The 13,861-nt window shown below is 30.3% G+C and carries 15 protein-coding genes and 1 pseudogene; 1 reads left to right on the top strand and 15 read right to left on the bottom strand.

Annotated features, from left to right (window positions below; all coding sequences use genetic code 11):
* Positions 1–58 precede the first annotated feature (58 nt).
* The 12 genes and pseudogenes from WG945_RS05265 to WG945_RS05210 form a co-directional block, all read right to left on the bottom strand.
* Entirely contained in the window at positions 59–892 is an 834-nt protein-coding gene (locus WG945_RS05265) for a helix-turn-helix domain-containing protein (RefSeq protein WP_068450418.1), read from the bottom strand.
* A 173-nt stretch (positions 893–1,065) separates the two neighbouring features.
* Positions 1,066–1,953, bottom strand: a complete 888-nt coding sequence (gene ygiD / locus WG945_RS05260) for a 4,5-DOPA dioxygenase extradiol (protein WP_082864249.1) — start codon at positions 1,951–1,953, stop codon at positions 1,066–1,068.
* Between the two features lie 11 nt (positions 1,954–1,964).
* Positions 1,965–2,495, bottom strand: coding sequence for a YceI family protein (locus tag WG945_RS05255; protein WP_068450426.1), 531 nt, complete (start codon positions 2,493–2,495; stop codon positions 1,965–1,967).
* A 98-nt stretch (positions 2,496–2,593) separates the two neighbouring features.
* Entirely contained in the window at positions 2,594–3,451 is an 858-nt protein-coding gene (locus tag WG945_RS05250) for a helix-turn-helix transcriptional regulator (RefSeq protein ID WP_231874667.1), read from the bottom strand.
* 39 nt (positions 3,452–3,490) lie between these two features.
* Positions 3,491–4,495 carry an IS30 family transposase gene (locus WG945_RS05245; protein ID WP_340866996.1) on the bottom strand — a complete coding sequence of 335 codons (1,005 nt, stop codon included), beginning with the start codon at positions 4,493–4,495 and terminating at the stop codon, positions 3,491–3,493.
* Positions 4,496–4,799: 304 nt separating this feature from the next.
* Positions 4,800–5,921 carry an acyltransferase family protein gene (locus tag WG945_RS05240; RefSeq protein ID WP_068449003.1) on the bottom strand — a complete coding sequence of 374 codons (1,122 nt, stop codon included), beginning with the start codon at positions 5,919–5,921 and terminating at the stop codon, positions 4,800–4,802.
* Between the two features lie 99 nt (positions 5,922–6,020).
* Positions 6,021–7,024: pseudogene (locus tag WG945_RS05235) on the bottom strand (IS30 family transposase).
* Positions 7,025–7,295: 271 nt separating this feature from the next.
* Complete coding sequence (locus tag WG945_RS05230; RefSeq protein WP_068452251.1) at positions 7,296–7,847, bottom strand: DUF6933 domain-containing protein; 552 nt, start codon at positions 7,845–7,847, stop codon at positions 7,296–7,298.
* A 187-nt stretch (positions 7,848–8,034) separates the two neighbouring features.
* Positions 8,035–8,502, bottom strand: a complete 468-nt coding sequence (locus tag WG945_RS05225) for a DUF1905 domain-containing protein (RefSeq protein ID WP_282074077.1) — start codon at positions 8,500–8,502, stop codon at positions 8,035–8,037.
* A gap of 203 nt (positions 8,503–8,705) precedes the next feature.
* A complete protein-coding gene (locus tag WG945_RS05220; protein WP_068450410.1) occupies positions 8,706–9,083 on the bottom strand; it encodes a hypothetical protein in 378 nt (125 codons plus the stop codon).
* A 61-nt stretch (positions 9,084–9,144) separates the two neighbouring features.
* Entirely contained in the window at positions 9,145–9,429 is a 285-nt protein-coding gene (locus tag WG945_RS05215) for a hypothetical protein (protein WP_068450408.1), read from the bottom strand.
* A 609-nt stretch (positions 9,430–10,038) separates the two neighbouring features.
* Positions 10,039–10,836 carry a hypothetical protein gene (locus WG945_RS05210; protein ID WP_157603717.1) on the bottom strand — a complete coding sequence of 266 codons (798 nt, stop codon included), beginning with the start codon at positions 10,834–10,836 and terminating at the stop codon, positions 10,039–10,041.
* A gap of 226 nt (positions 10,837–11,062) precedes the next feature.
* Here WG945_RS05210 and WG945_RS05205 point away from each other — a divergent pair, with 226 nt between their 5' ends.
* Positions 11,063–11,218, top strand: a complete 156-nt coding sequence (locus tag WG945_RS05205) for a hypothetical protein (protein WP_157603716.1) — start codon at positions 11,063–11,065, stop codon at positions 11,216–11,218.
* Here the strand turns inward: WG945_RS05205 and WG945_RS05200 are convergent.
* The 3 genes from WG945_RS05200 to WG945_RS05190 all read right to left on the bottom strand — a co-directional run bounded on the left by WG945_RS05200 (position 11,187) and on the right by WG945_RS05190 (position 13,721).
* Positions 11,187–11,414: a hypothetical protein gene (locus WG945_RS05200; protein WP_068452189.1), complete on the bottom strand. Its 228-nt coding sequence runs from the start codon at positions 11,412–11,414 to the stop codon at positions 11,187–11,189. The two genes, WG945_RS05205 and WG945_RS05200, sit on opposite strands and share 32 nt — an antisense overlap.
* A gap of 854 nt (positions 11,415–12,268) precedes the next feature.
* The gene (locus WG945_RS05195) at positions 12,269–12,757 is read right to left on the bottom strand and encodes a hypothetical protein (protein ID WP_068452186.1); all 489 of its coding nucleotides are present in this window, start codon (positions 12,755–12,757) and stop codon (positions 12,269–12,271) included.
* Positions 12,758–13,253: 496 nt separating this feature from the next.
* Positions 13,254–13,721 carry an RDD family protein gene (locus tag WG945_RS05190; protein WP_068452180.1) on the bottom strand — a complete coding sequence of 156 codons (468 nt, stop codon included), beginning with the start codon at positions 13,719–13,721 and terminating at the stop codon, positions 13,254–13,256.
* Positions 13,722–13,861: the final 140 nt, after the last annotated feature.

Here is a 13,861-nt window from a genome sequence, read left to right as displayed (position 1 = left end):
AATCTTAATTAATTATCAAAACATTGATTTTCAATAATTTAAAATAAAATAGAAATATTTAGATTTCGGTTGGACTAATTCCGAATTTGTTTTTAAACGCCACACTAAAGTTAGATAGGTTGTTATAACCGACGTCTAAATAGATGTCAGACGCTTTTAAATCGCCACCTTGTAGTAACTCTTTAGCTTTTTGCAAACGCTTATCTTTTAACCATTTTCCTGGAGCTTCTTTATATTCTGCAGTAAAATGTCTTTTAAATGTAGACAAACTCATGTTGCATAAAAAAGCAATTTCTTCTAATTTTAAATTCGAATGCACGTGATCTTCTACTATATTTTTAAAAGGTGATACTTCTTTAGAGATTAAAGCATGTAAGTAATGTTCAAACTCGCTACCATATTTATCTAGTAAGTACAATAGTATTTCGTCAAATTTAAGCGCTAATATTGCATCGTAATATGGAGAATCTTCAAAAGTTATAGAAGACAACGAACTTATAAAAGACGCTATATAATCATCATTTTCTATTACAAAATATGGCACCTTTTCTTGGTAAGGCTTAACGTCTTTGGTGTACTTACTTAAAAAATCGGTTAGTTTTTTTTCTGAAAAAAAGAAGAGTTTACAATAATAAATCGCTTCCGTGTCTAATAACTCTGTCCAAAGCCAGTTTCCTTTTTTTAACAATAATGATTGCTCGCTATTAACTGCTTTAGAGGTGTTTGCAAAATGGACTTGCTTTTTACCAACTTGTAGAAAACTAAACATATTCATTCCTAAATTGACTTTGCTTTTCACAACATCGCTTGTCATTTTAAAGTCATATACAAATATGTCTTGTTGTACTTTTGGGTCTTTAAAGAAAATTTCTGGTATGTTCTCTATTGGCATTTAGATTTTTTTTAGCTTGCAGGTAACTTGTTTGTATATGGTTTGTTGCGTGGTTTAAGCAACTAATTTAGTAAATAATTACCGACCAAGAAAGTCCGCGAGGACTTTCGTAAGTAGGCGAGAAGCCAGCAATAAATTATATGCGGTGTTAGCTGCTGCCTTTTTTCGGTTTCTTATACAGATTCGATTTTTATAGAAGTCATTGATAGCGAGCCTCCGACTGCTTTGTCGTTGAATAATGTTATTTTTTCATTTTCTTCTTTTAATGCCAATGTATAAAGTAATGGCAGATAATGTTCTGGTGTCGGAATAGCTAAATCAAAAGCTCTTCCTTGTGATTTAAAGTCAATAAGTTTTTGATGGTCGCCACTTAAAATGTGACTTTTCATTTTTTCGTTTGCTTCTGTTGCCCAATCATAGGCAAATTGTTCGTTTAATTTTTTCCAAGCAACCATACGTAGATTATGGACAATATTTCCGCTACCAACAATCAAAACTCCTTTCTGACGAAGGCTACTAATTTCTTTCGCCAGTTCGTAATGATATTTTGCTGGTTGCGAATAATCAATGCTCATTTGTATTACTGGAATATCGGCATTTGGATATAGATGTTTGATTACGCTCCATGCTCCGTGGTCAAGTCCCCATTTATCATCTAATCCAACTTCTGTTTTGGTTATAATACTTTTGGTTTCTTGTGCAAGTTCTGGGCTTCCTTTTGCTGGATATTGAACGTCAAATAATGCTTGTGGAAAACCACCAAAATCGTGAATGGTTGGTGGATTTTGCATTGCAGTAACAAACGTGCCTTTTGTTTCCCAATGTGCAGAAATACAAAGGATAGCATTTGGTCGTGCCAATTCTTTCCCCAATTTTCTAAATTCCGTAACAAATTCGTTTTCTTCAATGGCATTCATTGGGCTTCCGTGACCAAGAAATAACACAGGCATTTTGCCTGTGTTACTCATTGTTGAAGTCATTTTGTTTAAATCTTTTAAATTCATACTTCTACTTATTAGTGGCAATAACGCCATTGATTTTATAAATCGTTTTCTATCCATTTCATAATAAATTATGAAACTTGCTTTATAAATTGAACCTCTGCGTTAATTTTAATCTCATTACCTACCATAACGCCTCCTGCTTCCAAGGCAGCATTCCAATTGAGTCCGAAGTCTTTACGGTTCAGTTTGCCATTTATGGAAAAACCTGCTTTTTCGTTTCCGTAAGGGTCTTTCATAAAACCTCCAAACTCGTTATCTAACGTGATTTCTTTAGTAGTTCCTTTAATTGTAAGGTCGCCTACTAATTTGAATTCATCATCATCTACTTTTTTGATTGAAGTGCTTACAAATGTAATTTCTGGATATTTTTCTACTTCAAAGAAGTCAGAACTTTTGAGGTGCGTGTCTCTATCGTTATTGTTGGTTGATATAGAACTTGCATCAATGTTTGCCGAAATTGTTGATTTTGTAAAATCTTCGCCATCAATGTTTGCTTGAAAAGTTTTAAATTCTCCTTTTACGTTAGAAATCATTAAGTGTTTTACTTTAAAAGTGATTTCGCTATGTGCTGGGTCTATTGACCATTTTGTTGTTTTCATTTTATTTTCTTTTAATTGTTTATAAATAAATTAACAATGCAAAGATGAAAACAATTAAGCTTCAAATTGTTACATTATTCAGTAATTGAATTGTAGATTTAGGAAATTAGCCTTTTTTTCATATCGTCCCTAAACTCACTTGGCGATTGTCCAGACTTTTTTTTGAATACATTAGAGAAGTATGAGTTTTCATTGTACCCTAATTCATAGGCAATTACAGAAATTGTTTTATCGGTGGAAATCAACAAATTTTTGGCTTCAATTAGTTTTCGTGTTTCAATGATTTCCGATACGCTTTGCTCTAAAATATTTTGGCAAATTAGATTCAGATTTCTTGAAGACATAAATAGTTTTTCTGCATAAAATTCTACGCCAACAGATCTTTTATAATTTTCTTCGAGAATGGTCAGAAAATTTCCAAATGAAATATGCTGTGTTTTATGCAAAGGCTCATTTTGTGTTTCTAACTTTTTTCTTTCGGCTTCTATCATAGTGAACAGTACACTTAATAGTTGTCTTGTTATAGAAAGGTCAGTTGTTTCTTGTTGTGTTTCTGAATACATCATCTCACAAAGTGTAACCAATCTTTGAAAACAATACCCTTCTTTAAATTTTATGTTAGCTTGGTCGTGGTAGAGAGAGTATAGTTGAAATGTAGTCTCGGGAATAAATTCACTCTTGAAACGAATTCCCCAAATGTCGCATTTCCCTTTATAAATTCTTGGTATTATTCGGTGTGCCTTTCCTCTGGTTACGAAACTCACAAAAGGTGCTTGAATTTTGGTGGTATTAAAATCAATGAAATGCTCCAACTCTCCGTTTATTCCAATCAACAATTCTTCAAAGTCGTGATTGTGAGGTTCGTCAGGTTGTTCAGAAATCTTTTTTGCTTCTTCTTCGTCAACTCTGAATATGTGGAATAGTTTGTTCATTTGTTGTTTGGCGCTTGGATTCAATGTTGTAATGCAACAAAGCGTTTATGTTTTTTGATGTTACTAAGCTACAAATTTAAGTTCAAGATCTATCATTTCTTGAGGAGTTTTATAACCAATAATTTTTCGAGGTCTGTTGTTCAATTTTTCTTGAATAATCTGTAGTTGATTTAGGTCAATTTCATTGAAGTTTGTTCCTTTAGGAAGATACCTTCTAATGAGCCCATTAGTGTTTTCGTTTGTACCTCTTTCCCAGGAAGAATATGGATGAGCAAAGTATATTTTCATACCTGTATTTTTGGTGATTATTTCGTGTCTTGCCATTTCAATTCCGTTATCATATGTCATTGATTTTTTATAAATAGGATTTAATTTATTTAATATTTTAGAAAATTTGTTTGCTACTTCACCTGCTTTTTTAGACTCTAATTTCACTATTAAAGTAAATCTAGTTTTGCGTTCTACTATAGTTCCAATAGCACTTTTATGATTTTTTCCAATGACTAAATCCCCTTCCCAATGTCCAACTTCATTTCTGAGATCAATATGCTTAGGTCTATTGTCAATGCTGATTTGATTGATTATTTTAGATCCACCACCACGTCTTTTTTTAGGTGTTCTACGCCTTGTTTTTTTACGTACTAATAGTTTGATTAACTTTTTGTTTAAACGAGCTTGTGGTCTAGTATAAATGTGTCTATAAATAGCTTCGTGTGAAATAGACATTATTGGGTCATTAGGATACAGCTCTTTGAGTCTTCCTGAAATTTGTTCCGGTGTCCAGTTTGATAAAAGACCTCTATAAACAAAAAATTTAAGTAGAGAATATGTACTTATTTTATCTAAGTTTCTTTTGTTTAAGTAATCTTCTTTAACACACCAATGAGCAAGTTCAGCATCATAATTATCTTCCTTTTTTTGTACCCATTTATTCACTTCTCTTGTAATTGTTGAAGGTGCTCTTTTTAGTTTTTTAGCGATGTAGGATTTTGACTTTTTTTCTATTAAAAGTGTCTGAATAATCACTCTTTCTTTTAAAGTTAATCTTCTATGTTTTTTTAATTTCATTTTACAAATCTATAATTTTAGATTTGTTGCGTTAAGTTATTGAATGGAGGGTGATTTGGTCAAATGTACCACAACGGTTGGCAATATGGCATGAAGCGGATTGCGAGCGAAACACTATCAAACCGTGATGAAGCCGAAACGGGCTAAAAACGTTCCAATTAAGCACTTCACCGCTTTTTGCTATATTGCGTGTTAGCGGTTCGTGTTTCATATCTAATTCTGTTATTTATATTTTACTAATTTGTCAGTTTTAAATTGGCATTAGTAACATTCTATAGATAAAATTCATATGAATAATTTTCCCTTACAGATTTTCGTTCGTTAGTTTTTGACGTGCTGAACTAACTTTTAATTTATCAGTAAAATAATGTCGTATAGGGAAGTCTAAAAACTTAAAAACCAAATATGCAAAGCTTATGAGTAAAATTACTGAAATAGGAATTACCCAACTTAACAGAGCAATGCTTGGTTTTTCAGTAATGACAAAATTTGCAAATATCCACATAAATGGATAATGAGTCATGTAAAGTGGATAAGAAATCTTACCTGAAAATTTATTTAACTTAGTATATTTATCAGTAAAAATAGCTCCAGCCCCTAATGAAACTAATAGTGGAAAGTATAAAACAACTATAAGTAAATCGACTAACCAATTCCAATGTTGGTTATAAGGCACTAAAAATGCTAATAATAATAAAGCACTCATACTTAGTAAACCTAATTTGTTTTTAAATATCCAGTTAGAACGCAAAATTAACATTCCCATTAAAAAAGAATAAGAAATACGAGCTAAACCATCAAAGAAAGTACCACCACTCCAACCACCAAGCAAACTACCAGAATTCCAACTTACATAAATAAGAATGACTGCTGCAAAAAAAACCAATATAGGCAGAACTTTTTTCGTGGCTTTAAACAATACGGTTGCATAAACTAAGTTGGCAAAATATTCCCAAAATAATGACCAACTTGGTGCGTTTAAATTAAACAGATTAAAATAGCGTTCAGAAACTACAGGATAGGGGATTAAAAAAGTTGATGTTATAAAAATTAATGCAGTTTCTTTAAAACCATATATAGCATATAAATTACTGTAAGGGTCAAACAAAAAAGTAAGCAAGCCTAAAACAGAGCCTATAATAACTAAAGGTTGCAAACGAATTAATCGTAATTTAATAAAAGTTTTTAAACCCATACCTGCAATACGATTATCGTAAGCATAAGCAACAACAAAGCCAGATAAACAGAAAAAGAAATCTACAGCTAAATAGCCATGTGAAATAAAATTTTCACTAAAATCGGTAATAATAATTTCCATAAAATGAAAAATAACCACCACAATAGCAGCTAAACCTCTTAAGCCGTCTAATATTTCAAAATGTGGTTTACTTTTTAATAAATTTGATTTAATAATTCTATCTTTCATAAGTTTTTTAAAATTTTTGTCTTAGGATTCAATGTTGTTTCTTTCGATGCTTGGATTCAATGTTGTAATGCAACAAAGCGTTTATGTTTTTTGATGTTACTAAGCTACAAATTTAAGTTCAAGATCTATCATTTCTTGAGGAGTTTTATAACCAATAATTTTCGAGGTCTGTTGTTCAATTTTTCTTGAATAATCTGTAGTTGATTTAGGTCAATTTCATTGAAGTTTGTTCCTTTAGGAAGATACCTTCTAATGAGCCCATTAGTGTTTTCGTTTGTACCTCTTTCCCAGGAAGAATATGGATGAGCAAAGTATATTTTTATACCTGTATTTTTGGTGATTATTTCGTGTCTTGCCATTTCAATTCCGTTATCATATGTCATTGATTTTTTATAAATAGGATTTAATTTATTTAATATTTTAGAAAATTTGTTTGCTACTTCACCTGCTTTTTTAGACTCTAATTTCACTATTAAAGTAAATCTAGTTTTGCGTTCTACTATAGTTCCAATAGCACTTTTATGATTTTTTCCAATGACTAAATCCCCTTCCCAATGTCCAACTTCATTTCTGAGATCAATATGCTTAGGTCTATTGTCAATGCTGATTTGATTGATTATTTTAGATCCACCACCACGTCTTTTTTTAGGTGTTCTACGCCTTGTTTTTTTACGTACTAATAGTTTGATTAACTTTTTGTTTAAACGAGCTTGTGGTCTAGTATAAATGTGTCTATAAATAGCTTCGTGTGAAATAGACATTATTGGGTCATTAGGATACAGCTCTTTGAGTCTTCCTGAAATTTGTTCCGGTGTCCAGTTTGATAAAAGACCTCTATAAACAAAAAATTTAAGTAGAGAATATGTACTTATTTTATCTAAGTTTCTTTTGTTTAAGTAATCTTCTTTAACACACCAATGAGCAAGTTCAGCATCATAATTATCTTCCTTTTTTTGTACCCATTTATTCACTTCTCTTGTAATTGTTGAAGGTGCTCTTTTTAGTTTTTTAGCGATGTAGGATTTTGACTTTTTTTCTATTAAAAGTGTCTGAATAATCACTCTTTCTTTTAAAGTTAATCTTCTATGTTTTTTTAATTCCATTTTACAAATCTATAATTTTAGATTTGTTGCGTTAAGTTATTGAATGGAGGGAACTTGCTCCAGCATTAAAGCTAACGTGTTTATATATGGTTTGTTGCGTGATTTAGCACCTAATTTAGTAAATAAAAACTGAATAGAAAATCCGCGAGGATTTTCGTAAGTAAGCAAAAAGCCAGCAATAAATTATATATGGTGTTGGGCGTAGGCTTTTTTGTTCAACTTTTTTTCAAATTCTATTTTGTTATTCTAAATCTTTCAATTCTTTCCTGTTTTAAAGTACAATTCTGTTTTTTTCTAAAAATGATTTTTTTTCGTAATTATTTATCATTTCATTCATTTTTTCTTTTGGATATTTCCAATTCAACATTTTGTTCGGTGAACTATTTAGTCTGCCATTCAAATCTCTAAAGTTCATATTTTCATAATCTCCAAATTCATATTTCCAATCCTCAAGAAAAAGCAAACAGTTATTTAAAGAACCATTAGTACTTCTGTCATTATTTGTTTCCTGCAATTTAATTTCTCCGATTATTTTCTCCACCAATTCATATCTTGTTTCAATTCCGTCAAAAGTTAGTTGAGCAAATAAATTCTCTTTAAAAATAGAAGATATATTTTTTAAGTCAGTTTTCTTTATATTCGGTAAGATTAAAAGGTATTTTGTCATTTTATTGATTAATAACCAACATTTTTTATGACTTACATAAAATAGAGTAGAAGTCCAATCTCCTAAATATTCATTATTAAATTCCTCATTTTCAGATATAAATTCTTTCGTTATTTTTTCTAACTTTCGAGTTGTAAATATTCTTGTTTTACTCATTTGTCAAGTTTTAACGTTCTGATTTTTAGCTTACGCCCAACGGTTTTGTGTATGGAAAGTTGCGTTTTTTGTGTGCGAGGATTTTCCGCAGGAAAATCAGAAGTAGCAAAAAATGCAACTAACTTTGGTTAAGCACTAAACTACGCAATTTTTTATACACGGTGTTGGCAGTAGTGTTTTCATTTTCCTATGTTTTTTTACTCTCAAGATTTTCAATCGACTTGATTATTTTTTCCGCTTTTTGGTCGTCCGTTGCAACATTCGTAATTTCATTTAGAATTTCTGTTTGTTCTTTTTTTTCCAATTGTTCAAAGATTCCTAAAACTTGTGCATCTTTAAAACATTCCAAAATTTCAGAAATATCGTTAGTTTGGGTTTGATTTTCGAGATATAAGGTCACAATTACAGTATCGCCACCATCTTTATTTATTGCGTTTCTAATTTCTGAATTTATAGACATTTTTTTGTCCGCATTTTTTACTGGTTCTAAATTTTTATTCTTTATTTCATAACCATCTATAGTTCCAGATACTTTTAAATCGCCCCATTTTCCTTTAATATTTTTTGTGTTCGGGATTATCAATTGATATGTCCAAGCTCCATTTCCGGGAATATATTGAAGCGTTAATTTTTTATTTTCAACAATGTAATTCATTCGTTTTTCATTCTTTCAATTTTCCTTAAATTTCAATATAGCTCCGTTTTTTTTACATTACTGCCAACGGGTTTGTGTAAGGAAAGTTGCGATATAAAAACGCTAATACTTTCCGAATTTAAATATAATAAATAAGGAAAAACAGAACAAATGATAATTACAGAAATAAGTAATTTTTTTTACACGGTGTTGGCTAACGTTTTTTATTCAGTATGTAAATTCTTAATAACTAATTTTACAAATTCAACAATTAACCAAGCAGATAAGGACTCCATTATAAACACAGTTAAATACATTGCCGTTGTCTTTGTTTTATTAAAATTTATTTTTCTGTTAAAAAAAACATTCAATTTATGGAAGAAGTAATGTGATGGGATTTGGTAAATTTTTCTTAAGTCATACCATTTATAAGGGTATTTTTCAAACTTAGGTTTTCCGATATAATTATATTCGTTATATTTATTCAATTCCGATACATACTTTTCAAATGTCATAAATTCAATTTCATAATACATTTCTTCTAGGTTCTTTTCAGAACCATTAGTGGTCTTTGTTCTAACTATCTTACTCGATTTATTCATTAAAAATTAAATATTATGTCAAAAAAAGAAGTTTCATTAAAAGTATTTGTATGTAAAAATGCTATTCCTTCGTATCAAGAACTTGATAGAGCAACTTATGATAATCGGTTTTCGAGATTTCATAAATATCCTTTTCCATTTCGAAAACTTTATCTCGAAAATATTCGTCGAAATCCGATTCAGTTTTTCCTTTTAATAATGATTTTATTTCTAATTGTCTTTCAAATATGTTTTGGATAAACACTTGATTCCTATTTGATATTTCTAAAATTCTTAATAAAGCGTTTCCAATGTTTACTTCGTATTTCGTTTCAGATTTATTATTCATAAATTCATCTATATCCATTTTTTTTTAGTTTTTATAAGTATGATTAAGCAATGTTTGCCAACGTGTTGCGTGTATGAAAAGTTGCGAGTTTGTGCGCGAGGATTTTCCGAAGGAAAATCAGAAGCAAGCAAACGAGCAACCACTTTTGGTTAAGCCAATATAAGCAATTTTTTATACACGCTGTTAGCAAAAGTAACGAGACATTTTAGTGAGCAGGTTTCGAGATTCCATTTCCGAATTTACAGATTTGAGTAAATTCCGAAAGCGATTTTGTTCATTTTACAAAACTCTGTTTTTATAAATTCCGATAAGTTTGGTTCCGATTTTGAGTGATTTTTTCAGCATAATTTCTGTCAGAAATCGAGTAAATTTTCAAAGTTCCGTTCGGAAGAATTCGAGTAATTTTCAGCAGAATGATTGTCAGAAATCGAGTGATTATTTTCTGCGTTCAGTTCAGCAGAATTCTGTTTAGCAGTTCCAACGAGTTATTTTTGCTAACGTTTATGTATATGATTAGTGGCGTGTTTAAGCACCTAATTTAGCAAATAAACACCAGATAGAAAATCCGCGAGGATTTTCGTAAGCAAGCTAAAACCAGCCATTAATTATATACGGTGTTACCCATAGTTATTTTTCCGAAAACTCTTTGTTTATCGACTTTTCAAATAATTGTTCTATTTCACTTTTAGTCAGCTTTTTCATAAACTCAACATCATTTTCGTCAATTCCGCTGTAAAATATAACTCCTGTGCCTTGCACTTTAAAATCAAGAATACTATCAAGAGAAACTTGTGTTTTAGTACTGTCAATTTTTCTCAAAGATATTTTAGTCCAAATCTCCGCTTTTTTATCCTCCAAATTGATTTTAAATGAACCAATTGGAACAATGCTGTCGTGATAAATTCTTAATTCTTTTTTTACAGTTTCTAAATCGTAATTTAAGGTTGTTTTAAAATCGGATTTTAAATTCAGTTCTTCAATATGTGCGGCTAAAGTTGTTGCAATAAAACTGAAACTGCAAATTGCTATAATTATCGGTTTAAATATTCTTTTCGGTTCTTTTGTGATTATTTGTTTTTTATTCCAATAAGAATATGAAATTGGTAAAATTAGCAAAGCCATTAAATCCGAGTAATCTACTGTTCGGTTTATTCCGATTCCGTATGAGTGAGCAAAATCAAACATTGGTTGTGAAAATTCCGATTTCCAAAACACGAATAAAATCCCACTTAAAATATAAATTGGCTTTATCCTTTTCGGAAAGAAACAACTGAAGAAATATGGAAAAGCAAATAATCCAGCAAAATCTGATAGTTTTCCAGTCAGATAATTGTGATATTCAAATTTCAAGTATAAGTCGTTAATCAGTAATATAAAAATTGACGCAAGAAATAAAAATCGGTAAAGGTGTTTCTCTTTAGTCACGATGTTTTTTTTAATTATGGGTAACGTTGTTGTACAAGATTTTTTGCGGTGGTTAAGCAGTTAATTTAATAAATAATAACAGACAAAGAAAGTACGCGAGTACTTTCGTAAGTGAGCCAGAAATAAAGCAATTAATTTTGTACGGTGTTAGCAAATCGTTTTTTTATTTCAGATTATGGTTTTCATTCCACCAATATTAAAGTGAATGATTTTAAATTCAAATATTATGTCAGATAAATTTAACGTATCAATTCAGCCAGAAGGAGTTTCAAAAATCTTAAACAAAGATGAAACTTCTCAACTTATAACTATAATTGATAAATTACTCCAAAACGGAATTCAATTAAAACTTAACTATACATTAATTCCGAAATCTGTTTAGTCAAATCTTTAGAAAATCCGACAACAAATGTATTTCCAGATTCTTTTATTCCGATTGTTCCACTTGGTTGAGCTTTTATTTCATTTTCAATTGGTTTCAATTTCTCTTTAAAGTTTTCGAGAATAGTTTTTTCCTTTGATTCTGATAATTCACTTAAAGGAGTTTTTTCAAATAGTAAAATTTTTTCTAAATACATTTTGTCGTTTTTTTTAGGTTTGAGTGAGCAATGTTTGCTAACGATTTTGTGTATGATTAGTTGCGTGTTTAAGCAAGAAACTTACTAAATAAAACACGAACCAAGAAAGTCCGGGAGGACTTTCGTAAGTAAGCACGAACCTAGCAATTAATTATACACGGTGTTGGCAAATCGGTTTTATTTTTTTTCGCAATCGTTAAATTCCGACGTTTTGTTTCTCAAGCGTAATTTAGCTTTTTTTTCTTAAAATTCTCAAAAAAATCTCCGCTTTTCATTCCGTTTATTTTCCGAACGTTTTGCGTTTCTGCTATTCAGCCAGAACTTTTCGGATTGCTAAATTTTCGATGCATTGAACTGACATTTGACAAATCAAAATTCAGACGTAATTTTCCACAAGAGTGTTAAATTCAGACGCTATTTTTTAATTTAGATTTCAAGTTTATAATTTCTTAAAATTCTCAAAAAAATTTCCGCCTTTCATTCCGTTTTTTTCCGAACGTTTTGCGTTTCTGATAATCAGCCAAAACTTTCCTGTTTGCTAAATTTTCGATTTAAAAAACTAACATTCGGCAAGCCAAAATTCCAGCGTATTTTTTCCGCAATAGTAATTATTTCCGACGTTGTTTTTTCCATTTCGATTTCAGATTCGATTTATTTTTTCTTTTGTTAAAAATCTAAAAACTTGAATTGAAGGAAAATTTTTGTTGGTCTGGTTAACTGTTTGCCAACGTGTTTATATATGGTTTGTTGCGTAGTTTAAGCAACTAATTTAGTAAATAATTACTGACAAAGAAAATCCGAGAGGATTTTCGTAAGTAAACAAAAAGCCAGCAATAAATTATATATGGTGTTGTCTATAGTGCTTTTTCACATAATCTTTCCAATAAATTCTTTTCCGATTCATTTATCAATTCCGAACGTTCGATCCTTTTTGATTTAGAAACGTGAGTTCCTTTGTATGGATTTAATAGTTCATAATAGTTTGTGTCTATTTTTTTCTGAACAATTCTATTCAATTCTCTTTCTAATTCGTTGGTTTTTTGTCTGCTTTTAATTCTACTTTCTTGATTCAATTCATATTCTCCGAAATGACAGTAGAAATATTCATAATTATAATCTTCCGTTTTTCCAATTCTATTCCGAATTTGAGAATGAATTTTATTATGAGAAAAATGATTTCCTACTCTTGATATTACAGGATTACAACCGTCTCTATTGTCTCCAACTTTACCAACATATATTTTCTTTAACCCATTTTCGTTTATTGGTGTTGCAATGAATAAGTAAACTGCCCATTCTCTTTTTGTTGAATGTCCTGATATTTTAAAACTTCCTATTTCCATTATTTTCAAAATTTGGTGGAGAAGGGAGGATTCGAACCTCCCTACGCACTTCGTCTTGGAATTCGGTTAACAAGTAAACTATTGAAATCTATACTTTATAATCAGAGGAATAAGACCGACTCTTTTCTCCACTAGTGCTAATCCCACAACCATACTTTTAATAAAATTCATAAATTTTTCCTTTACAGTACTTTTCTTAATCTGTTCTATTTTTATCATAATCAATGTTTTTAAGGTTTTTATTAATTCAATTGGATTAATAGTCTGTCCAACTCTGATTAAGAGCATAGTAAAATCAATAGACTTGGTAACTTTGAATACCAAAATTTTCATCTCTTAACGAGACTGTTTTTTCAATGAACGATTTTTTTTCGCATTATAGACAACGTTGTTGTATATGGTTTGTTGCGTGTTTTAAGCAACTAATTTAGTAAATAATTACCGACCAAGAAAGTCCGCGAGGACTTTCGCAAGTAGGCAAGAAGCCAGCAATAAATTATATACGGTGTTGTAGCACGTTTTTATTCATTCTTGTTTTTTCAACCACTAACGTTTTTGTTAGTTTGTCATATAAATTCTGATTTTTTTCGTCCCATAATATCCAAATAATTGGAATTAATAAATATCCTAAAGCATATTTCAAACATTCACGAATCGCTCCTTTTTCTGCTTTATTATAATCTTTTCCAGTTTCTTCTGAAATCACTTTCAAATTAAAAATTCTATGTCCTAAATTCCCTATAAACATTGGATAAAATATTGCTCCAACAATAAATCCTGTAATAGCAGAGTAAACTACTTCAATTAATTCAAAGTCACTATTCCAATATTCAGAAATAGATTTCCCTAATATTAGATAAACTCCCAAAGTTAAAAGAATAAATATTATTCCTTCAACAAGTGAAGCTATAAGTCTTTTTCCTTTTGATGCTAATTGGTATCCGTGTGTTTTTGTTTCGTTCATTGTTTTTCTTTTTTATGAGGTTTTTGGTTAATGTGCTACAACGTTTATGTATAAGAATAGTTGCGGTTTTGTGTGCGAGGATTTTCCGCAGGAAAATCAGACGTAACAAAAGTGCAACGACCTTTTATTAAGCCCAAAAT

The organism is Polaribacter atrinae (assembly GCF_038023995.1).
GTDB classification, from domain to species: Bacteria; Bacteroidota; Bacteroidia; order Flavobacteriales; family Flavobacteriaceae; genus Polaribacter; species Polaribacter atrinae.
Note: the sequence above shows the minus strand (reverse complement) of the source record. Positions and strands in the feature narration are given on the sequence as shown.

Bases quoted from the DNA above. Each gene is read 5' to 3' on its own strand.
- WG945_RS05265 (WP_068450418.1), bottom strand. From the start codon at position 892: ATGCCAATAGAGAACATACCAGAAATTTTCTTTAAAGACCCAAAAGTA.
- ygiD (WP_082864249.1), bottom strand. From the start codon at position 1,953: ATGGATAGAAAACGATTTATAAAATCAATGGCGTTATTGCCACTAATA.
- WG945_RS05255 (WP_068450426.1), bottom strand. From the start codon at position 2,495: ATGAAAACAACAAAATGGTCAATAGACCCAGCACATAGCGAAATCACT.
- WG945_RS05245 (WP_340866996.1), bottom strand. From the start codon at position 4,495: ATGAAATTAAAAAAACATAGAAGATTAACTTTAAAAGAAAGAGTGATT.
- WG945_RS05240 (WP_068449003.1), bottom strand. From the start codon at position 5,921: ATGAAAGATAGAATTATTAAATCAAATTTATTAAAAAGTAAACCACAT.
- WG945_RS05230 (WP_068452251.1), bottom strand. From the start codon at position 7,847: ATGAGTAAAACAAGAATATTTACAACTCGAAAGTTAGAAAAAATAACG.
- WG945_RS05225 (WP_282074077.1), bottom strand. From the start codon at position 8,502: ATGAATTACATTGTTGAAAATAAAAAATTAACGCTTCAATATATTCCC.
- WG945_RS05220 (WP_068450410.1), bottom strand. From the start codon at position 9,083: ATGAATAAATCGAGTAAGATAGTTAGAACAAAGACCACTAATGGTTCT.
- WG945_RS05215 (WP_068450408.1), bottom strand. From the start codon at position 9,429: ATGGATATAGATGAATTTATGAATAATAAATCTGAAACGAAATACGAA.
- WG945_RS05205 (WP_157603716.1), top strand. From the start codon at position 11,063: ATGTCAGATAAATTTAACGTATCAATTCAGCCAGAAGGAGTTTCAAAA.
- WG945_RS05200 (WP_068452189.1), bottom strand. From the start codon at position 11,414: ATGTATTTAGAAAAAATTTTACTATTTGAAAAAACTCCTTTAAGTGAA.
- WG945_RS05195 (WP_068452186.1), bottom strand. From the start codon at position 12,757: ATGGAAATAGGAAGTTTTAAAATATCAGGACATTCAACAAAAAGAGAA.
- WG945_RS05190 (WP_068452180.1), bottom strand. From the start codon at position 13,721: ATGAACGAAACAAAAACACACGGATACCAATTAGCATCAAAAGGAAAA.